General features: G+C 72.4%; 20 protein-coding genes. 17 read left to right on the plus strand and 3 right to left on the minus strand.

The features are described 5' to 3' along the window. Nucleotides 1–7: 7 nt before the first annotated feature. Nucleotides 8–1756 carry a DNA polymerase/3'-5' exonuclease PolX gene (polX, locus tag ACZ7L0_RS02795; protein WP_471240580.1) on the minus strand — a complete coding sequence of 583 codons (1749 nt, stop codon included), beginning with the start codon at nt 1754–1756 and terminating at the stop codon, nt 8–10. An 85-nt stretch (nt 1757–1841) separates the two neighbouring features. Here polX and ACZ7L0_RS02800 point away from each other — a divergent pair, with 85 nt between their 5' ends. From ACZ7L0_RS02800 to ACZ7L0_RS02880, 17 genes are all read left to right on the plus strand, one after another. Further along, nucleotides 1842–2903 (plus strand): lytic transglycosylase domain-containing protein, encoded by a 1062-nt coding sequence (locus ACZ7L0_RS02800; RefSeq protein WP_471240581.1) that lies wholly within the window; start codon nt 1842–1844, stop codon nt 2901–2903. A 54-nt stretch (nt 2904–2957) separates the two neighbouring features. Further along, entirely contained in the window at nt 2958–3995 is a 1038-nt protein-coding gene (locus ACZ7L0_RS02805) for an RNA polymerase sigma factor (RefSeq protein WP_471240582.1), read from the plus strand. Between the two features lie 100 nt (nt 3996–4095). Continuing rightward, nucleotides 4096–5025 (plus strand): ABC transporter ATP-binding protein, encoded by a 930-nt coding sequence (locus ACZ7L0_RS02810; RefSeq protein WP_471240583.1) that lies wholly within the window; start codon nt 4096–4098, stop codon nt 5023–5025. Then, on the plus strand, nt 5022–5792 hold the full coding sequence (locus ACZ7L0_RS02815) for an MlaE family ABC transporter permease (protein WP_471240584.1): 771 nt from the start codon (nt 5022–5024) through the stop codon (nt 5790–5792). Before ACZ7L0_RS02810 ends, ACZ7L0_RS02815 begins: the two co-directional genes overlap by 4 nt. Before the next feature lie 3 nt (nt 5793–5795). After that, complete coding sequence (locus ACZ7L0_RS02820) at nt 5796–6599, plus strand: MlaE family ABC transporter permease (protein ID WP_471240585.1); 804 nt, start codon at nt 5796–5798, stop codon at nt 6597–6599. A gap of 5 nt (nt 6600–6604) precedes the next feature. Continuing rightward, entirely contained in the window at nt 6605–7840 is a 1236-nt protein-coding gene (locus ACZ7L0_RS02825) for an MCE family protein (RefSeq protein ID WP_471240586.1), read from the plus strand. Continuing rightward, nucleotides 7837–8874: an MCE family protein gene (locus tag ACZ7L0_RS02830; protein WP_471240587.1), complete on the plus strand. Its 1038-nt coding sequence runs from the start codon at nt 7837–7839 to the stop codon at nt 8872–8874. Before ACZ7L0_RS02825 ends, ACZ7L0_RS02830 begins: the two co-directional genes overlap by 4 nt. 5 nt (nt 8875–8879) lie before the next feature. Continuing rightward, complete coding sequence (locus ACZ7L0_RS02835; RefSeq protein ID WP_471240971.1) at nt 8880–10034, plus strand: MCE family protein; 1155 nt, start codon at nt 8880–8882, stop codon at nt 10032–10034. Then, a complete protein-coding gene (locus ACZ7L0_RS02840) occupies nt 10031–11155 on the plus strand; it encodes an MCE family protein (RefSeq protein ID WP_471240588.1) in 1125 nt (374 codons plus the stop codon). The genes ACZ7L0_RS02835 and ACZ7L0_RS02840 overlap by 4 nt, the downstream gene beginning before the upstream one ends. After that, nucleotides 11152–12432 (plus strand): MCE family protein, encoded by a 1281-nt coding sequence (locus tag ACZ7L0_RS02845; RefSeq protein WP_471240589.1) that lies wholly within the window; start codon nt 11152–11154, stop codon nt 12430–12432. The genes ACZ7L0_RS02840 and ACZ7L0_RS02845 overlap by 4 nt, the downstream gene beginning before the upstream one ends. Continuing rightward, nucleotides 12429–13706: an MCE family protein gene (locus tag ACZ7L0_RS02850; protein ID WP_471240590.1), complete on the plus strand. Its 1278-nt coding sequence runs from the start codon at nt 12429–12431 to the stop codon at nt 13704–13706. Before ACZ7L0_RS02845 ends, ACZ7L0_RS02850 begins: the two co-directional genes overlap by 4 nt. Then, nucleotides 13679–14179, plus strand: coding sequence for a hypothetical protein (locus ACZ7L0_RS02855; protein ID WP_471240591.1), 501 nt, complete (start codon nt 13679–13681; stop codon nt 14177–14179). Before ACZ7L0_RS02850 ends, ACZ7L0_RS02855 begins: the two co-directional genes overlap by 28 nt. Before the next feature lie 41 nt (nt 14180–14220). Further along, nucleotides 14221–15006 (plus strand): hypothetical protein, encoded by a 786-nt coding sequence (locus ACZ7L0_RS02860; protein WP_471240592.1) that lies wholly within the window; start codon nt 14221–14223, stop codon nt 15004–15006. A 107-nt stretch (nt 15007–15113) separates the two neighbouring features. Next, nucleotides 15114–15638, plus strand: a complete 525-nt coding sequence (locus ACZ7L0_RS02865) for a GNAT family N-acetyltransferase (protein ID WP_471240593.1) — start codon at nt 15114–15116, stop codon at nt 15636–15638. Nucleotides 15639–15696: 58 nt separating this feature from the next. After that, the gene (locus tag ACZ7L0_RS02870; RefSeq protein ID WP_471240594.1) at nt 15697–15933 is read left to right on the plus strand and encodes a hypothetical protein; all 237 of its coding nucleotides are present in this window, start codon (nt 15697–15699) and stop codon (nt 15931–15933) included. A gap of 159 nt (nt 15934–16092) precedes the next feature. Further along, a complete protein-coding gene (locus tag ACZ7L0_RS02875) occupies nt 16093–16779 on the plus strand; it encodes a TIGR04222 domain-containing membrane protein (protein WP_471240595.1) in 687 nt (228 codons plus the stop codon). 76 nt (nt 16780–16855) lie between these two features. Further along, nucleotides 16856–17542 (plus strand): hypothetical protein, encoded by a 687-nt coding sequence (locus tag ACZ7L0_RS02880; RefSeq protein WP_471240596.1) that lies wholly within the window; start codon nt 16856–16858, stop codon nt 17540–17542. Between the two features lie 6 nt (nt 17543–17548). On the opposite strand, the gene ACZ7L0_RS02885 is transcribed toward ACZ7L0_RS02880, so the two are convergent. Together ACZ7L0_RS02885 and ACZ7L0_RS02890 are read right to left on the minus strand one after the other, a co-directional pair. Continuing rightward, nucleotides 17549–19156 (minus strand): AMP-binding protein, encoded by a 1608-nt coding sequence (locus tag ACZ7L0_RS02885; protein WP_471240597.1) that lies wholly within the window; start codon nt 19154–19156, stop codon nt 17549–17551. Continuing rightward, a complete protein-coding gene (locus ACZ7L0_RS02890; RefSeq protein WP_471240598.1) occupies nt 19153–20832 on the minus strand; it encodes an AMP-binding protein in 1680 nt (559 codons plus the stop codon). Before ACZ7L0_RS02890 ends, ACZ7L0_RS02885 begins: the two co-directional genes overlap by 4 nt. Nucleotides 20833–20969: the final 137 nt, after the last annotated feature.

Genomic DNA, 20969 nt, shown 5'->3' on the forward strand with positions numbered 1-20969 from the left:
GCGCGGTTCACCGCCCTGTCCTCCCCTTGCGCAGGAACCGCCGCAGCCGTGCCAGCGGCCAGGTGTTGATCACGTCGTCCCCGGTGAGCCAGCCGCGCTGCGCGGTCCCCACGCCGTAGCGCAGGTTGGCCAGGTGGAGGACGGAGTGGGCGTCGCTGTCGACGGCGAACCGCACCCCGTACCGCCTGGCCCGCAGGATGTCCTCGTCACGCAGGTCCAGCCGGTCCGGGTGGGCGTTGATCTCCAGGGCGGTGCCGGTGCGGGCGCAGGCCGCGAAGACCGCGTCGAGGTCGGCGTCGATGCCCGGCCGCTTGCCGATGACCCGGGTGGTGGGGTGGCCGATGACGTTGACGTACGGGTTCTCGCAGGCCCGTACGAGACGGCGGGTCAGCGCGTCGCGCGGCTGGTTGAAGTGCGAGTGCACCGAGGCCACGCAGAGGTCGAAGCCGGCGAGGAACTCCGCGGGCCAGTCCACCTCGCCGTCGGGGCCGATGTTCAGCTCGGCGCCGTGCAGCAGCCGCAGCCCGCCGCGGCCGGCGCGGGTGGCGTACACGCCGTCGAGCTCGCGCACCCGCTCGCGCTGGGCCAGCATCCGCTCGTCGGTCATGCGCTGCATGGCCATGTCGGGCCCGTGGTCGGTGATCGCGTAGTAGGCGTAGCCCCGCCCGGCGGCGGCCTCGGCCATCTCCTCCAGCGGGGCGAGCCCGTCGGTGAGGTCGGTGTGGGTGTGCAGATCGCCCCGGATGTCCGCCTCGGTCACCAGGTCGGGCAGTTCGCCGCGCAGCCCCGCCTCGATCTCCCCGCGGTCCTCGCGCAGCGCGGGCGGGATCCAGGGCAGGCCGAGCCGGGCGTACACCTCGTCCTCCGTCTCGGAGACGATCTTCTCGCCGCTCTCGACGTCGAACAGCCCGTACTCGGAGAGCTTCAGCCCCTGGTGCACGGCCAGCTCCCGGGTGCGGATGTTGTGGGCCTTGGAGCCGGTGAAGTACTGCAGTGCCGCCCCCCAGGAGTCCGGCGGTACCACGCGCAGATCGACGGCCAGCCCCCGGGAGGTCCGCACGGACGTCTTCTTCTCGCCGTGCGCGATCACCTCCGTGACGTACGGCAGCTCGGTGAACGCCCGCATGAGCGGCGCCGGCTTCCGGGCCGCCGCGAGGACGTCGATGTCGCCGATCGTCTCGCGGACCCGGCGCAGCGACCCGGCGTAGGCGCACCGCAGGCAGCCCGGCACCCGGGACAGCGCGGCCACGATGTCGTCGGCGAGGTCCGTGGCGGCGTCGAGCTGGACCCGGTCCCCGGCGGACCGCAGGAGCTCGATGCCGTGGAGGATGTTCTCCTCGGTCCTCGGCCCGAAGCCCTTCAGGTCGCGCAGCCGCTCCCGGTGGATGGCGTCGGCCAGTTCGTCGACCGAGGAGACGCCCAGCTCCTCGTAGACCGTCAGGGCCTTCTTCGGGCCGAGCGTGGGGATGGCCGTCAGCCGGCGGACCCCGGCGGGGATCTTCGCCCGCAGCTCCTCGACGGCGGACACGCTGCCCGTGTCGAAGTATTCGAGGACCTTCCGGGCGATCGACTTCCCGACGTTCGGGATCTCCTGCAGGCCTTCGAGGTCGAGGGTGGAGACGTCGGCGTGGTGGCCGCCGATCGCGCGGGCGGCCTTCTCGTAGACGCGTGCCCTGAACGCGTCCCCTCCGGTGATCGAGATCAGGTCCGCGTACTCCCCGAGCAGCGCGGCGACCTCGTCGTTGGACCGAGCCACACCTTCAGGGTAGGCAGGCCGCGACGGACGCGCCGCCCTCCCGCGTAGAGCAGACGACAGCGGCCCACAGGGAGGGGAGCACGACGTGGCAGGCAACGGAGTCAGGGGTGCCAGGGGTACGGCGATCGCGGCGGCGGCGATGGCCGCGCTGACCGCGTCACAGGCGCCGGGGGCGGCCCCGGCACGGGCGGCCGTACCGGTGGAGCGGCCCGCCGGGCACGGGCCGAGCGTGTCGGGTGACACCCCGTACCGCACCGAGCTCCCGCCGCTGGCCCGGGCCCGGCAGGGGAAGAAGGCACCGGTGGGCGGGGGCGGCGCGGTGCCCGCCACCGTCTTCGCCGCCTACCGGCACGCCGAGGCGGAACTCGCGCGCACCGCGCCCGGCTGCCGGCTCGGGTGGCAGCTGCTGGCGGCGATCGGCCAGGTGGAGTCGGGGCAGGCGCGGGGCGGCCGGGTGACCGCGGACGGCACGACCGTGACACCGATCCTGGGTCCGCGGCTGGACGGCGGCGCCTTCGCGCTCGTCACGGACACGGACGGCGGCGCGTACGACGGGGACGCGGTGTACGACCGGGCGGTCGGCCCGATGCAGTTCATTCCGTCGACCTGGGACCGCTGGGGCGCGGACGGGAACGGCGACGGGCGGGCCGACCCGGGCAACGTGTTCGACGCGGCGCTGGCCGCCGGGCGCTATCTGTGCGCGGGCGGCCGGGACCTGTCCGAGCCCGCCGGGCTGGACCGGGCGATTCTCGGCTACAACCACTCGGTGGCGTATCTGCGCACGGTCCGGGCCTGGTACGCGTACTTCCTGGAAGGCCACCGGGTGGTCCCGGACGGCCCCGCCACCGCCTCGGTACGGCCCTCGGACCATCCCGCGCCCCCGCGGCCCGAGCCCGCGCCCGCGCCGAAACCGGCGGCGTCACCGCACCCGAGGGCCACCCCGGCCCCCGCGCCGTCCGCTGCCTCGCCGACCCCCTCCAACTCCCTTCCGGCGGACGGGAAAACGGCGAAACCCCAGGTCCCCGTACCCGACCCGTCCATCGGCCTGCCCACCGGCGACCTGCTGCCCAGCGGTGGTCCGCTGACCAGTAACAGCGGGGACTCGATGGCCGCCACCCCCTCCACAACCGTGGCTACCGGGGGGTAATGTCGCCACCCGCCGGACGGGACGACACCGGCGGGTGAGCGCGAAGGGGCCCTCATGGCGACGGACATGCCTGCGGAGACAGCAGCCGCCGACGACCGTTGGCAGCGCATGTGGAGCCACCGCGAGCAGTTGCTCAAGGTGGCCCGGCGCCGGTCCATGAGCCAGGAGGACGCCGAGGACGCGGTGCACGAGGCGATGCTGCGCGCGGCGGAGCGGCCCGACCTGGACGACGAGCGGCTCGCCGCCTGGCTGACCACGGTGACCATGCGGCTGTGCGTGGACCGCTACCGGCAGGTCAACCGCGAGGCGCGGGTCCGCACCAGCCCGACGCTGATGGCTCCCGGCCCGGTGCCGGTCGAGGAGGCCGTGTGCGACCGGGCCGAGGCCAGATGGCTGGCCGTGCGCAGCGGGGAGCTGCCCGCCCGCCAGGCGGAGGCGCTGCGGCTGAAGTCCGAGGACCTGGACGTGGGCCAGGTCGCCGTCCGGATGGGCCTGAGCTACCGGACCGTCGAGTCGCTGCTCGCCAGGGCCCGGCGGACGCTGCGCGCCTCGCTCGCCGGGACGCTCGGGTTCGCGCTGCTGCTGTTCGGGCGCGGGCGGCTGCGGGCCGGTGGCAAGGCGCAGGCGGTGGCGGCCGCGTCGGCGGCGGCGACCCTGGCGGTTGCGGGGTTGGTGCTGCCGTACGCCCTCGACGGGGGCCGGCCGGACCCGGCTCCCCGGCCCGCCGCGTCCCCCGTGTCCGGGCCCGCCGCCGGGACCGCGCGGCCCGAGGACGGCGGCCGCACACCCGTCCCGCCCGCCCGCGAGCTGTCGGCCGCCTCCCCCGCGGCACCGTCACCCGGCGGCCACGACCGGTCCCTGCTGCCCCTGTCGGTACCGCCCCTGCCGAAGGCCTCCCTGTCAGCGGTGCCGGCCGTCCCCGCGGTCCCGACCGTGTCGGCACTCCCGAGCCTCCCGGACCTCCCCGACACCCCGGACCTCCCCCACACACCGAACGCGCCCGCGGCCCCCACGACCCCGCCGCCCCTCCCGAAGCCCCCCACCACCCCCTCCGCCCCGGTCGCCCTGCCCACCCCGACCGCGCTGCCGTAGCACCACCCCGCAAAAAAATCCGCGTCCCCCGCGACGGACCCCCCGCCTCTCCCCGTAGAGCAGGTGTCGGAACTGCTCCACGGGCCGAGAGGTGGACCGGATGGGTGTGGAGATCTGTGTGGAAGGGCTGACCAAGTCCTTCGGTCACCAGGTCATCTGGGAGGACGTGTCGCTGACGCTGCCGGCCGGGGAGGTCTCGGTCATGCTCGGCCCGTCGGGCACGGGCAAGTCGGTCTTCCTGAAGACGCTCGTGGGGCTGCTGAAACCGGACCGCGGCTCGGTGAGGATCGCGGGACGTGACATCACCCGCCTCAGGGAGCACGAGCTGTACGAGGTGCGCAAGCTGTTCGGGGTGCTGTTCCAGGACGGCGCGCTGTTCGGCTCGATGAACCTGTACGACAACATCGCCTTCCCGCTGCGCGAGCACACCCGCAGATCCGAGAGCGAGATCCGGCGCATCGTGCTGGAGAAGATGGACATGGTCGGGCTGATCGGCTCGGAGGGGAAGCTGCCCGGCGAGATCTCCGGCGGGATGCGCAAGCGAGCCGGGCTCGCCCGGGCCCTCGTCCTCGACCCCGAGATCATCCTGTTCGACGAGCCCGACTCGGGCCTCGACCCCGTACGCGTCGCCTATCTCAACCAGCTCATCGTCGACCTCAACGCCCAGATCGACGCGACCTTCCTGATCGTCACGCACGACATCGCCTCGGCCCGCCAGGTCCCGGACAACATCGGGCTGCTGTTCAGGCGGGAGCTGGTCATGTTCGGGCCGCGCGAGCAGCTGCTGAGAAGCGAGGAGCCGGTCGTCCGGCAGTTCCTGAACGGCCGGATGCAGGGCCCGATCGGCATGGCGGAGGAGAAGGACGCCGCACAGGTCGAGCAGGAGCTCGCCGGACTCGTCGACGGGGCACCGGGTCCGGAACTGACCCCCCGCCTGCTGCCGGGGCCGGGCATCGCCCGCCCGCCGCGCTGGGAGGCGATCGCGCGACGCGAGGCCGAGTCGCGCCACAAGGCGGTGAGCGGCGCATGAGCCTGTCACCGACCGGAGCGCTCAGGCAGTCGGGGAACCTCTTCGCGATGGCCCTGGACGTCGTCCGGACCGTGCCCCGACGCCCCTTCCAGGCACGGGAGTTCATCCAGCAGGCCTGGTTCGTCGCGAGCGTCACCATCCTGCCCACGGCCCTGGTGTCCATCCCCTTCGGCGCGGTGATCGCGCTGCAGATCGGCAGCCTCACCCGGCAGCTCGGCGCCCAGTCCTTCTCCGGGGCCGCCTCCGTTCTCGCGGTACTGCGGGAGGCGTCACCGATCGTCACCGCACTGCTGATCGCGGGAGCGGGCGGCACGGCCATCTGCGCGGACCTCGGGGCGCGGAAGATCCGCGAGGAGATCGACGCGATGCGGGTGCTGGGCATCGACCCGATCCACCGGCTGGTCGTGCCGCGCGTGCTGGCGTCGATGGTGGTGGCGGTGCTGCTCAACGGCCTGGTGTCGGTGGTCGGTGTGGCGGGCGGCTACTTCTTCAACGTCGTGCTGCAGAACGGCACTCCGGGCGCCTATCTGGCCTCCTTCACCACGCTCGCCCAGCTCTCCGACCTGTGGGCGGCCGAGATCAAGGCGCTGGTGTTCGGGGCGATCGCGGCGATCGTCGCCTCGTACAAGGGACTTACCGCGCAGGGCGGGCCGAAGGGCGTCGGGGACGCCGTGAACCAGTCGGTGGTGATCACCTTCATGTTGCTGTTCGTGACGAACTTCGTGATGACCGCGGTGTACTTCCAGGTCGTCCCGCAGAGGGGCTGAGACATGGCGCTGTTCAAAGGCCTGGAGGAGCTGGGCGGCCAACTCTCCTTCTACGGGCGTTCCCTGGCGTGGACGGGCCGCTCCGTACGCCGCTACAAGAAGGAGATCCTGCGGCTGCTCGCCGAGGTGAGCTTCGGCCGCGGCGCCCTCGCCGTCGTGGGCGGCACGGTCGGTGTGATCGCCTTCCTGTCGTTCTTCACCGGCACGGAGGTGGGCCTGCAGGGGTACGCCGCGCTGAACCAGCTCGGCACCTCCAACTTCGTGGCGTTCCTGTCGGCGTACTTCAACACCCGGGAGATCGCCCCGCTGGTGGCCGGGCTCGCGCTGTCCGCGACGGTCGGCGCCGGGTTCACCGCCCAGCTCGGCGCGATGCGGATCAGCGAGGAGACCGACGCCCTGGAGGTGATGGGCGTGCCCTCGCTGCCGTTCCTGGTGACCACCCGCATGATCGCGGGTTTCGTCGCGGTGATCCCGCTGTACGTGATCGGGCTGCTGTCCTCCTACCTCGCCGCCCGCGCCATCACGACCGGCTACTACGGGCAGTCCGCGGGCACCTACGACCACTACTTCCAGCAGTACCTGCCGCCGGTCGACGTGCTGTGGTCCTTCGGGAAGGTGCTGGTCTTCGCCGTCCTGATCATCCTGGTGCACTGCTTCTACGGCTACTACGCGAGCGGCGGCCCGGCCGGCGTCGGCGTCGCGGTGGGCCGCGCCGTGCGGACCTCGATCGTGGCGATCAACGTCCTGGACTTCTTCCTGTCGCTGGCGATCTGGGGCGCCAGCACGACCGTGCGGATCGCGGGGTGAGCCGGGTGAGAGTGCTGAGACTGCGGCTGTACGGCGTGCTGTTCCTCGCCGTGCTCGCCCTGCTGCTGTCGCTGTCGGTCGCCGTGTACCGGCAGGTGTTCACCCCGGCGGTCCGGATCGAGCTGGAGGCCGGCAGCCTCGGCAACCAGCTCGACCCGCGGGCCGACGTCAAGCTGCGCGGGCTGCTCGTCGGCGAGGTGCGCGCGGTGCGCGCCGACGGGCGGAAGGCCACCCTCGACATCGCGCTCAAGCCCGAGTACGTCGCCGACATCCCCTCCGACGTACGGGCGCGGCTGCTGCCCAAGACGCTGTTCGGCGAGAAGTACGTCGACCTGGTCGCGCCCGAGCACTCCACTGCCCGGCCCATCCGCGCCGGCGACGTCATCACCCAGGACCGCACCCGCGTCGGCATCGAACTGCAGCAGCTGATGAACGACCTGCTGCCGCTGCTGCGGACCGTGCAGCCCGGCAAGCTCGACGCCACGCTCTCCGCCCTCGCCACCGCCCTCGAAGGACGCGGCGACCGGATCGGCGACAACCTCACCCGTGTGGAGGCCTATCTGCACCGCCTCAACCCCCATCTGCCCTCGCTCACCGAGGACTTCGCCCGGCTGGCCGACGTCGCCGAGGTCTACGGCGACGCGGCACCGGACCTGATGGGCATCCTGCGCAACACCGTCACCACCAGCCGCACCCTGGTCGAGGAGCGGGACCGCATCGCGTCCGCGCTCACCACGACGGCCGGCGTCGCCGGCACCGCGAACGGCTTCCTGGACGCGAACGGCGACCGGCTGATCACCCTCGGCCGGGTCTCCCGCCCCACCCTGGAGCTCTTCGCCCGCTACTCACCCGAGTACCCCTGCCTCCTCGCCGGCCTGGTCCACCAGGAACAGGCCTCCGAGCAGGCGTTCCGGGACGGCACGATGCACATCACGCTGGAAGTGGTGCGTCAGCGGGGGGCGTACACGCCCGGCGAGGAGCCGCGCTACGCGGACCGGTCGGGGCCGAACTGCCGCGACCTGCCGCATCCTTCCGTGCCCGCGCCCGGTGTGCACCTCGACGACGGTTCGAAGAAGCCGGGCTCGTCCGCTCCCCCCGGCGTCTCCGCCACCCGGGCCGAGCAGCGCGCCGTCGGCTCGCTCGTCTCACCCGTGCTGGGCGTGCCCGCCGACGAGGTGCCGCCGGTCGCGACACTGCTGTTCGGGCCGATGGCGCGCGGAACGGCGGTGAGCGTCGCATGAGCACCGCAGGAGCCCGGCAGACCGCCGCCCCACTGATCAAGTTCAGCCTCTTCGCCCTGGTGACGATCCTGGCGACGGCCCTGCTCGCCGCCACCATCGTCAACGTCTCCTTCACCCCCGAGCGCACGTACCGCGCCGTCTTCAGCGATGTCACCGGTCTGGAGAAGGGCGACGACATCCGGGTCGCCGGGGTGCGGGTCGGGGAGGTCGAGGGCATCCGGATCAAGGACCGGACGCTGGCGGAGATCACCTTCACCGTCGGCGCGGACCGGCCGCTGCTCACCGGCACGCACGCGGTCATCCGCTACCGCAACCTGGTCGGGCAGCGGTACGTGGCGCTGACCGAGGGCGCGGGCGACGGCACTCGGCTGAAGCCCGGCAGCACGATCCCGCTGTCGCGCACCCAGCCCGCGCTGGACCTGGGCGCCCTGCTGAACGGCTTCAAACCGCTGTTCGCCGCGCTCAGCCCCGGGGACGTCAACCAGCTCGCCACCGAGATCATCAAGACGCTGCAGGGCGAGGGCGGCACCGTGAACAGCCTGCTGGTGCACACGGCCTCGCTCACCACGACGCTGGCCGACCGCGACCAGCTGATCGGCTCGGTGATCGACAACCTCAACACCGTGCTGAAGACGCTGGACAAGCGCGGCACCCGCTTCTCCGCGCTGCTCAAGCAGCTGCGGCGGGTGATCTCCGGCCTGTCCGCCGACCGCAAGCCCATCGGGCGGTCGCTGGTCGGCATCGGCGACCTGACGGACGCCACCGCCGGGCTGCTGAAGGACGCCCGGCCGCCGCTGAAGGACGACATCGCCGGGCTTGCCGGTCTCACCGGAACGCTGAACGACAACGAGAAGACCGTGGAGGGCGTGCTGAAGCGGCTGCCGAACAAGCTCGACGCACTGACCGGGACCGCGTCCTACGGCTCGTGGTTCAACTTCTACCTCTGCGACTTCGACGGCCGGATCGTGCTGCCGAAGACGAAGCAGGTGCTCACCCCGGACCTGCACGTGGCGAGGGCGAGGTGCGGATCGTGACCCGTATGACCCGGGGCAACCGCCCAAAACCGCTGATCAGGGTGCGCGTCGACCCGCCGAGGCTGCCGAGGCCGCGGCTGCCTCGCCGGGCGGCGCCCCGCCCCCGGGGGCCACAGCCGCTGGTGAAGGTGCGCATCGATCCGCCCCGCATCAGGCTGCCGCGCGTGCGCCGCCCCCGCTCGATCCCGTTCCGCGACCGCAACCCCGTGGTGATCGGTGCCGTCGGACTCACCGTCCTGGCGCTGCTGACCGTGGCCGCGTTCAACGCCGACAGCCTGCCGTTCATCGGCGACGGCCGGACGTACAGCGCGGCGTTCTCGGAGGCGGGCGGTCTCAAGCCCGGTGACGAGGTGCGGATCGCCGGGGTGAAGGTCGGCAAGGTGGACGACGTCGACCTGGACGGCGACCACGTCAAGGTCACCTTCAAGGTCAAGGGCGATCCGCGGTTCGGCACCGAGACCGGCGCGTCGATCCGGATCAAGACGGTCCTCGGCGCGAAGTACCTCGCCCTGCACCCCGAGGGGCCGGGGCAGTTGCGGCCCGGCAGCGAGATCCCGCTGCGGCGGACGGTCGCGGCGTACGACGTCGTGCAGGCGTTCAGCGACCTGACCACCACCTCGGAGAAGGTCGACACCGGCCGCCTGGCGAAGGCCCTGGACACGATCTCCGCCACCTTCCAGGACTCGCCCGCCGACGTACGCGCGTCCATCAAGGGCCTGTCGAGGATCTCCCGGACGGTCGCCTCGCGCGACAAGGCCCTCGGTGAACTCCTCGACCACGCCCACGGCACCACGGGCGTCCTGGCCGCACGCTCCAAGGACTTCACCGCCCTGGTCGACGACGGCGACAAGCTGTTCCAGGAGATCGGCAAGCGCCGCAAGGCGATCCACAAACTGCTCAAGACCTCCGCCGCGCTCGGCATCGAGCTCTCCGGCCTGGTCGAGGACAACGACAAGGAGATCGGGCCGGCGCTCAAAGGCCTGAAACAGGTGGTGCAGATGCTCGAACGCAACCAGGCCGGCCTCGACCGGAGCGTCAAGCTGCTCGCGCCGTACGTGCGGGTCTTCACCAACGCCCTCGGCAACGGCCGCTGGTTCGACTCCTACGTCCAGAACCTGGTCGCCGCGCCCGTGGCCCCGCGGACGGGAGGCACGCGGTGAAGAGCCTGAAGAGACGCCTCGCCCTGCTCACCGCGCTCGCCCTCGTCGCCGCGCTCGCCCTCGCCCTGTGGCCGCGGCCCGAGAAGGTGCACGTCACCGCGTACTTCCCGCGCACCGTCGGCATCTACCCCGGCTCGGACGTCCGCGTCCTCGGCGTCCGGATCGGCGAGGTCCGAAAGATCACGCCCGAGGGTGAGCGGGTGCGGGTGGAGCTGGAGTACGACGAAGGGCGCAAGGTCCCCGCCGGCGCCAAGGCCGCGATCATCAACTCCTCGGTGGTCAGCGACCGTTACGTACAGCTGCTGCCGGTCTACCGGAAGGGCCCGGTCCTGGGGGACGGTGCCGTCATCCCCGAGTCGCGCACCGCCGTACCCGTCGAACTGGACCGGATCTTCGACAGCCTGCACACCACCGCCGAGGCACTCGGCCCCGACGGCGCCAACAAGGACGGCTCCCTGTCGCGGCTGCTCGGGGTGAGCGCGGACAACCTCGACGGACAGGGCGAGAACCTCCACCAGACGGTCCAGGACCTCTCGCAGGCGGTCACCACCCTGTCCGACGGCCGTACGGACCTGTTCGGCACGGTGCGCGACCTGCAAGTGTTCACGGCGGCGCTGGCCGCCGACGACAAGAGCGTGCGGTCCTTCAACACCAGCCTCGCCAAGGTCGCCCAGCAGCTCTCCGGTGAGCGGCGGGACCTCGCGGACGCGCTCACCAACCTGGGGACGGCGCTCGGCGACGTGTCCGCCTTCGTGAAGAAGAACAAGACGTCGCTGACCTCGAACGTGAAGGGCCTCAGCAAGGTGACCAAGGTGCTCGTCGCCCAACGGGCCGCCCTCGACGAGCTGCTGCGGGTCGCCCCCGCGGGCCTGTCGAACCTGAACAACGCCTACAACCCCTCCTCCGGCACCCTCGACACCCGCAACAACGCCCGGCAGGCCCAGGACCCGGCCTCGCTGCTGTGCTCCGTACTGAAGACGACCGGCGACGAGGGCGGCCGGAACCCCGACTGCGAGGAGCTGAGGAAACTCTTCGACTCCCTGCCGAAGGCGCCGCGGGGCACCGCGGTGACGGGCACGGCCGACCGGACGCTCGGCGGGATCCTGGGGGCGAGCGCATGAGCGTACGGCGCGGGGCCGGGGCGGTCGCCTGGGCGGCGGCCGGTGCGCTGCTGCTGTCCGGCTGTGAGTTCAACGGCTGGTACGACGTCCAGCTGCCCGGCGGCGCGGCCGCCGACGGCCACGCGTACCACGTCACCGTCGAGTTCCGCGACGTCCTGGACCTGGTGCCGCAGTCGGCTGTGAAGGTCGACGACGTCACCGTGGGCGCGGTCGAGAAGGTGCGGCTGGACGGCTGGCACGCGCGTGTACGGCTGCGGATCGCCGACTCGGTGAAGCTGCCCGCCAACGCGGTCGCGGAGCTGCGGCAGACCAGTCTGCTCGGCGAGAAGTACGTGGCGCTCGCCGCCCCGCCCGGCACGGCCCCCGTGGGCCGGCTCCGTGACGGCGACCGCATCCCGCTGTCCCGCAGCGGCCGCAACCCGGAGGTCGAAGAGGTGCTGTCCGCGCTGTCCGCCCTGCTCAACGGCGGTGGGGTGGCCCAGCTCAAGACGATCACCGTGGAGCTGAACAAGGCCCTGGACGGCCGGGAGAACCGGGTGAGGTCCCTGCTGAAGGAGCTGAACACGTTCATCGGCGGTCTGGACGACCAGCGGGGGGACATCGTCCGCGCGATCAAGGCCGTCGACCGGCTCGCGGGGCGCCTCGGAAAGGAGAAGAAGACCATCACCAAGGCCCTCGACACGATGCCGCCCGCGCTGAAGGTACTGGCCGGACAGCGGCGTGATCTGACGAAGATGCTCACCGCCCTGTCGAAGCTCGGCAAGACGGGCACCAAGGTGGTCACCGCCTCCCACGACGACACGGTCGCGAACCTGGAAAAGCTCCGGCCGATCCTGCGCCAGCTCGACAAGGCGGGCAGCGACCTGCCCAACTCCCTGGAACTGCTCACCACTTACCCCTTCCCGCGCAACGCCGTGGACGCCGTCAAGGGCGACTACGTCAACCTCCGCATCACCGCGGACCTCGACCTGGCCGACCTCTACGGGAACGTGGCGGACGACGGCTCCGGGAAGGGCGAGGGCGGTTCCCACAAGCCCGCCACCCCCGGCGTGCCGGAGCTCCCGGACCTGCCGAGCGCCCCGGCGCCGACCGCGCTGCCGAGCGCACCGGGCCTGCCGTCCTCGCCCTCCGTGCCGCCGGTGCCCTCGGCGTCCCCGGGCGGCGGCGGCCCGTTGTGCCCGCCGGTGTGCACCAGCGCCTACACCACCGGCGCTGGGGCGCCCGAGGGGATCGACCTGGCGCTCGCCGAGCTGATGCTGAAGGGGGTCCAGCCGTGATCACCCGTACGGTCAAGGCCCAGTTGCTCGCCTTCGCCGCCCTCACCGCCGTCGGGGTGTCGTACGTCGGCGCCGAGTACACCGGCCTGGTGGACGACGTCCTGAACCGCGGCTACACGGTGCGGGCCGACTTCGCCGACTCCGGCGGCATCTTCTCCGGCGCCGAGGTCACCTACCGCGGGGTGCCCGTGGGCCGGGTCGGCGCGCTGCGGCTGACCGGCGCCGGCGGCGTCTCGGTCGCCCTCGACATCGAGGACGGGGCGCCGCGCATCCCGGCGGACACCCTCGCCGTGGTGGCGGACCGGTCGGCGGTGGGCGAGCAGTACGTGGACCTGCAGCCGCGGACGTCCAGGGGCCCGTACCTCCTCGACGGCAGCACCATCCCGCGCGGCAGCACCCGGGTGCCGCTGCCCACCACGGACCTGGTGCTCAGCCTGGACCGGCTGGTGAACTCGGTCGGCAAGGACGATCTGCGGGTCACCGTCGACGAACTGGGCAAGGCGTTCTCCGGGACCGGGCCGGACCTGAGCCGGCTGGTCGACTCGGGCAACGCGCTGGTCGAGTCGGCGTCCGAGTCGCTGCCGGAGACGATCTCGCTGATCGAGGATTCCCGGAAGGTCCTCAAGACGCAGGCCGACCAGGGCTCGTCCATCAAGTCCTTCGCGCACGATCTGGCGGCGCTCACCGCGCAGTTGAAGTCGAGCGACGGGGACCTGCGCAAGCTGATCGGGAACGCCACGCCGGCCGCGCAGCAGGTCGACTCGCTGCTGAGGTCCACCGGGCCGCGGCTGTCGGTCCTGCTGGCCAACCTGATCAGCGGCGGCCAGGTCACCCTCGCTCACCTGCCCGGCGTGGAGCAGGCCCTCGTCACCTTCCCGGCGCTGGTCTCGGGCAGCTACACGGTCGTCCCGGGCGACGGCACCACCCACTTCGGGCTGGTGGTGAACGCCGACGACCCGCCGCCGTGCACCCAGGGGTACGGCACCGCGTGGCGGGACCCCGCCGACACGAGCAGGCGCGAGGCGAACACCGACGCGCACTGCACCGCCCCGCGTGGCGGCGAGACGTCGGTGCGGGGCGCGCAGAACGCCCCCGGCGCGGCTGCCGCGCCGGGCGGCGCGAACCGGACGGCGTACATCACGCCGTACGACCCGGAGACCGGCACCGCGACCGGCCCGGACGGAAGGCCCGTCGAGATCGGCTCGACGGGCGGCCAGCAGACGGTGTTCGGAAAGGAGTCGTGGCAATGGCTGCTCGTCGGACCCATGGCGTGAGCAGGGCCCTGTCGGTGGGGCTGGTCGTGGCGACCGCGCTGACCACCGCACTGACGATCTGGCTGACCCTCCGCCTCTACGACCGGCACGAGACGGAGCAGCGGCGGCAGGACATCCTGGCCGCCGCCCGCCAGTCGGCGCTGAACTTCACCTCGCTCGACTACCGGCACTACGACCGGGACAGCGCGAACGTGCTGCGGGGCGCCACCGGTGACTTCAAGAAGCAGTTCACCGCGCAGACGGCACAGCTGACCAGGCTCGTCGCCGAGAACAAGTCCGTTTCCGAGGGCCAGGTCCTCGACGCCGGCATCGTCCGGTCGGACGCCCGCTCGGCCCGCGTCCTGGTGGTCGCCGACAGCAAGGTGACCAACACCGCCGTGCCCAAGGGGCAGGCCCGCACCTACCGGCTGCAGCTCGACCTGGTCCACCGGGGCGGGCGCTGGCTGACCTCCGACGTCGAGTTCGTGGGCTGACCCGCACCGGCCGTCAGCCACCACCAGTGAGGAGTACGACCATGGCGAACACGACCTCCCGGGGGCGCACCGCCGGCTCGCCCGCCCGCCGGACGATGACCGCGGCGGCCCGCGCGGCGGCCAAGCGTGCCGGGCGGACGGAGCGGACGGAGCGCCCGGCACGGTCCGTGGAACCGTCCCCCGCCGAGGCGCCGCTCTCCGGGCGCACCGTGACGATCGAACCCCCGGACGGCTGGGACGACCCGCCGGAGCCGTCACCGAAGCCCCTGGCGCAGGACCCGGAGTCCCTGGCGGAGCCGGAGGGAAGCGCGCCCCCGCCACGGCCCGTCCGGCGGCTGCTCACCGTCGTACTCGGTGTCCTCCTCGTGGCGGGTCTGGTCGCGGTCGCGGTGCTCGGATGGCAGTACCGGCAGGGACGGCGGGCGGAGGGCGCGCGGGCGGAGGCCCTCACGGCCGCGCGGAAGGCGGCGCCGGTCGTGCTGTCGTACGACTACCGGCATCTGGACCAGGACTTCGCACGGGCCCGTGACCGGCTGACCGGGCACTTCCGTGACGAGTACCGGAAGACCACGGCACGGGTGGTCGGGCCGACGGCCAGGAAGTACCACGCGGTGGTGAAGGCGACGGTCGCCGAACCCGCGAGCGGCGGCGTCCCCGCGGCCTCCGTCGTGTCGGCCTCACCGGACCGGGCCGTGGTCCTGCTCTTCGTCAACCAGCTCACCGACAGCACCCAGGTCTCGGGCTCCCGGCTGGATCTGAACCGGGTGCGGATGACGATGACCCGCACGTCGGGCGGCTGGAAGGTGAGCGCCGTCGACGCGCTGTGACCCCCGGTCCGACCGCGCACCGATTATCGGGTTGTACGTGAGGGCTTGGCGCGTGTTGACTCCGGTCCGCGAACGGAGATCACAAGGCGTAGGAGGGGCTGGCCCGCATGGTGCTCGGAGACCTGGTGAAGTTGCGGCCGATGGAGCCGTCGGACGCGGAGGCCCTGTGGCGCTGGAACCACGATCCCGAGGTGATGCGCTGGATGAGCGACGGCTACCCCTCCTCGCTGGCCCAGGTCAAAAAGCGGATGGAGGAACGGCCGCGCAACGCGTACGGCGATGTGCTGTTCGGGGTCGAGGTGCTCGGTGACGCGCGGCTGATCGGCCTGGTGCGGCTGCGCGACGCCGAACCGGAGACGGGGTGCGCCGAACTCGACATCTACGTCGGTGAGAAGGACTACTGGGGTCGCGGCTACGCCACGGACGCGATGCGGACGATCTGCCGCTACGGCTTCGCCAAGATGCGCCTGCACAAGATCACCCTGACCGTCGTCACCGAGAACCACGCGGCCCACCACATCTACCAGAAGGTCGGCTTCGTCGACGAGGGCAGACTGCGCCAGGTCTTCCGGCGCGACGGCCAGTGGTACGACATGTACACGATGGGCCTGCTGGAGGGCGAACTCCGTTAGGTGTGGCACCGCGCGCTCCCGGCGTGCGGATCGGGGCCGCCCGCAGCAGGCTGAAGGCATGACACATCCACCGACGGGCCATCCGCACATCGTGGTGCACTCCCCGGCCCTGGACGGCTCCCGGCGGGTCACCGAGGGGGACGTGACCCTGGGGATCGCCTCCCATCTGGACGACGTGGTCGAGATCCTGCGGCTGGCCGACCTGGACCGGATCGAGGTCGAGGAGACCGACCTCATCGAGTGGCAGGGCGGCGGTCCGGACGACTGGCCGGGGCTGTCGGCGCACGACATGTAGCGGCGCCGCGTACGCCGGCGGCCGTACGCGGCCTACGCAACCCTCAAATGAACCTCTGAACACGGCCGGGAAGGCTTCGACCGCCCCGGCCGCCGGGTACATCACGGGCACGCGGGTCCTGCCGGCACGGGGGCGGCGGGCCCCGCGCGGGGGTGCCTCATGGACCGTACGACCTCGATTCCGCGGGATCCTTGCGCGATCGCCCTGCTGCGGGGCGGGGACCGCGCCGCCGTGACCGTCGCGGTGCTCGGACTGCACTTGCGCGGCGTGGTCGACGCCGGCCGGCCGGGAACCCTGCGCAGGACCGGGACGGGGAACGCCGTGCCCTTGCGCCATCCCCTGGAGAAGGCGGTACGCACCGGCCTCTACCGGCCCGCCGCACCGCGGGAGTTGCCCACCCGGGCGGTGGTGCGGCGGGCGCTCGCCAGGATGCGGGCCGAACTGGCGGCGGCCGGGCTGCTGCGTTCGCTGCCGCCGGGCCGCACCCGTGCCGCCCGCGCCCACCTGGCGGCGCTGCGCGAGCGCCATCCGCTCCTTGACGGCCCCGGCGGCCCCGACGGCCTGCCGGAGGACGAGGTGCTGATCGCCGTCGCGCTGTACGGCGAGCGGGCGCTGAGCGCTCTGCTGCCACGGTTCGCCCGCGAGGCCGGGCTCACCGGCCGCGGCGCGCTCGCGGACGAGGGCCTCTTCCCGTTCGGCCGGGGCAGCGGCGTCCGCGGCATCGTCGGCGACGAGGGACTGACCGGCGAGGGCGTGGGCGACACTCACGACGCGGGCGGGTACGGACACGGTCACGGACACGGGTCCCACTTCGGGTGCGGCTCAGGGGGCGGCGGCCTCGACTGACCGGAGCGGCGGAACCCGGTCGTCAAGACAGGGCAAGTGACGGACAAGCGGGGGCCCTCTGGAGGACGATGGGGCCATGTCCGAGAGCGTGCCGGTGCGCTGCCCGGCCTGTCGGCGCGAGCACGTCTACACGGCTCCGTCGTACCCGTGCGCCTGCGGCGCCCCGGTCAGCCCGCCGCTGGACCGGCGGGCCGCGCCCACGGCCGTGGTGCACCGGGCCTGGGACGAGGACTGGGTCACCGTGTGCTGCGCATCCTGTGGCCGCCGCGACCAGTGGCCGCAGCCGGAACTGGGCTGCCCGTGCGGGACCGTGCTGCGGCTGACGGTGTCCGGGGCACCGACGGCGGCGGCCCGCCCCCGTCCCGCCCCGCGTCCCGCGCGCCGTCCGCCCTTCCAGCCGGTGACCATCCGCACCGCGCGCGACGCGGTCACCGCCACGGCGCTCTATCTGCGCTGGCTCGGCTACCGGGAGATCCGCCGCGCCGACCAGCGGCCCCCGACGGGCGTCGGCCTCGCCGCCCGCGGACTCCTCGCCCATGTCGCCCCGACCGTGCGCCCGGCCTCGCTGCGGGACGTGGAGTGCCTGTGGCTGACAGCCATGACGGAGTCCGCGGAGTGCGTCTACTTCTCCCTCGCCGGGTACGCCGACGACGCCCGCGCCCGCGCCGACGGCCTCGGCATCCCCCTGTTCGTGCTGGACCTGACGGGCACCCCGCAGCCGGTGAACGCCCGCGCCGACGACCTGGACGCCACCGGCGCCTGAGCGCCCCTACCGCGCGAACCTCTCCCGCAGTTCCACCTTGCGGACCTTTCCGGACACCGTCATCGGGAAACCGTCGACGACCTCCACCCGGCTGGGCACCTTGTAGTGGGCGAGCCGCCCCGCGCAGAACGCCCGCACGTCCTCCAGCGTGGGCGGGGCGGCCGGGTCGCGCGGCACGACGCAGGCCAGGACCTCCTCGCCGTACGTCTCGTGCCGCACCCCGACGACCTGGACGTCCCGGATCCCGGGGTGGGCGTACAGGAACTCCTCGATCTCGCGCGGGTAGACGTTCTCGCCGCCCCGGATGATCATGTCCTTGATGCGGCCGACGATCTCGACGTACCCGTCCTCGCGCATCACCGCCAGGTCCCCGGTGTGCATCCAGCGGCCCGCGTCGATCGCCTCGGCGGTCTTCTCCGGCTCGTTCCAGTAGCCGAGCATCACGCTGTAGCCGCGGGTGCACAACTCCCCCGCCGTACCGCGCGGTCGGGTCACTCCGCTCACCGGGTCGACGATCTTCACCTCCAGGTGCGGCAGCACCCGGCCGACCGTGCCCGTGCGGTGTTCCAGGTCGTCGTCGATCCGCGTCTGCAGCGACACCGGTGAGGTCTCGGTCATGCCGTAGCAGATGGAGACCTCCTCCATGTGCATCTCGGCGACCACCCGCTTCATCACCTCCACCGGGCAGGGCGAGCCCGCCATGATGCCGGTGCGCAGGCTCGCGAGGTCGTAGGCGGCGAAGTCGGGGAGGTTCAGCTCGGCGATGAACATGGTGGGCACGCCGTACAGCGAGGTGCACCGCTCCCGCTGGACCGCCTCCAGCGTGGCCCTGGGGTCGAAGGACGGCGCCGGGATCACGATGCAGGCGCCGTGCGAGGTGGCCGCCAGATTCGCCATCACCATGCCGAAGCAGTGGTAGAACGGCACCGGGACGCAGATCCGGTCCCGCTCGCCGTAGGCGATCGACTCCCCCACGAAGTAACCGTTGTTGAGGATGTTGTGGTGGGAGAGGGTGGCCCCCTTGGGGAAGCCCGTCGTCCCCGACGTGTACTGGATGTTGATCGGGTCGTCGCACGACAACTCACCCGCCCGCGCCCGCAGTTCCGCACGGTGCTCCGGCGTCCCGCGGGCGATCAGCGCGTCCCAGCCCGGGTCGCCGATGTACACGGTCTCCCGCAACCGCGGGCACCGGCCCCGTACTTCCTCGACCATCGCCCGGTAGTCGCTCGTCTTGTGGCGCAGCGAGGCGAACAGCAGCGAGATCCCGGCCTGGTTCAGTACGTACTCCACCTCGTGGGTGCGGTAGGCGGGGTTGATGTTCACCATGACCGCGCCGACGCGGGCGGTGGCGTACTGGACGAGCACCCACTCGGCGCAGTTGACCGCCCAGATGCCCACCCGGTCGCCCTTGGCCACCCCGCTCGCCAGCAGCGCCTGTGCCAACCGGTCGACGTCGGCGGCGAATTCGGCGTACGTCCAGCGCCGCCCGGACGGGACGTCCACCAGCGCCTCGCGGTCCGGCCAGGCGGCGACGGTCCGGTCCAGGTTGGCCCCGATGGTGTCGCCGAGCAGCGCGGTCCGGCCGGTTCCGTGCGTGTACGACAGCTCGCTCACCGGAAATCCTCCTCGCGGTACTCCTGGTCCGAGCCCGCGGCCGTGGCCTCGCGCAGCTCGATCCGGCGGATCTTGCCGGAGACGGTCTTGGGCAGCTCGCCGAACTCCAGCCGGCGGATGCGCTTGTAGGGGGCGAGGGTCTCGCGGGAGTGCTCGAAGAGCACCTTGGCGGTGTCCGGCCCGGGCTGCCAGCCCTCGGAGAGCACCACGTACGCCTTGGGCACGGCCAGCCGCAGCTCGTCGGGCGCGGGCACCACGGCCGCCTCGGCCACCGCCTCGTGCTCCAGCAGGGCGCTCTCCAGCTCGAACGGGGAGATCTTGTAGTCGGACGCCTTGAAGACGTCGTCGCTGCGCCCGATGTACGTCAGGTATCCCTCCTCGTCCCTCGACGCTACGTCGCCCGTCCGGTAGTAGCCGCCCGCCATCGCCTCCGCCGTACGGTCCGCGTCGCCGTGGTACCCGGCCATCAGGCCGACCGGCCGCGCGGACAGGTCGAGCGCGATCTCGCCCTCGGCCGCGCCGGGGGCGCCGGAGACCGGGTCGAGCAGTTCGACGCGGTAGCCGGGACTGGGCCGGCCCATGGAGCCGGTCTTGAGGGGCTGGCCGGGGCTGTTGGAGACCTGCACGGCGGTCTCGGTCTGCCCGAAGCCGTCCCGGACGGTGACGCCCCACGCGCGCCGCACCTGCTCGATGACCTCGGGGTTCAGCGGCTCACCGGCGGCGACGACCTCGCGGGGCGGGGTGGCGAGCTGGGTCAGGTCGGCCTGGATGAGCATCCGCCACACGGTCGGCGGGGCGCAGAAGGTGCTCACCCGGGCCCGGTCCATCTCGGCCATCAGTCGGGCCGGGTCGAACCGCGTGTAGTTGTGGATGAAGACGGTCGCCTCCGCGTTCCACGGGGCGAACAGGTTGGACCAGGCGTGCTTGGCCCAGCCGGGCGAGGAGATGTTCAGGTGCACGTCACCGGGCTTGAGGCCGATCCAGTACATGGTGGCCAGGTGCCCGATGGGGTACGAGGTGTGGGTCTGCTCGACCAGTTTGGGGCGGGCGGTGGTGCCCGAGGTGAAGTAGAGCATCAGCGGGTCGTCGGCGAGGGTGGGGCCGTCCGGGAGGAACTCGGCGGGGGCGGCGTACGCGTCCTCGTACGGCTCCCAGCCCTCCTCGGGCAGACCGCCGACGGCGATCCGCGTGTAGGCGCCGGGCACACCGGCGAACTTGGCGGTGTCCTCGGCGCGCGCGATCACATGCTTCACCCGGCCCCGCTCGACGCGGTCGCACAGGTCGACCGGGCCGAGCAGCGGGGTGGCCGGGATGACGACGGCCCGCAGCTTCATCGCGGCCAGCGCCGTCTCCCACAGCTCGGCCTGGTTGCCGAGCATCACCAGGATCCGGTCCTCGGCCTCGACGCCGCGCGCCCGCAGCCGGTTCGCCACCTGGTTCGAGCGCGCGGCCAGTTCCGCGAAGGACAGCCGGGTCTCGGTGCCGTCCTCCTCGACGAGGTGCAGGGCGGTGCGGTCGTTGCCGTCCGCGATGACGTCGAACCAGTCCAGCGCCCAGTTGAAGTGCTCGGGCCGGGGCCAGGCGAAACCCTCGTAGGCCGTGGCGTAGTCCTCGCGGTGCTCCAGCAGGAAGTCCCGCGCCCCGCGGAAGAGCTCCGTCGCCGTCGCCGTCGTCATCTGTCCTCCTCTTTACTCGGGTCGTTCGCCTCCGGGGCGCTCCAGCCGGTGTCGAGGCCGCGACCGTGCTCAGCCCTTCGGGCCTCCGCGCGCTCGCACCCTCGACACCGGCGCGCCCCTGTGGCTCACTCCCTATT

The sequence above is a fragment of the Streptomyces sp. NPDC039424 genome (assembly GCF_055639495.1).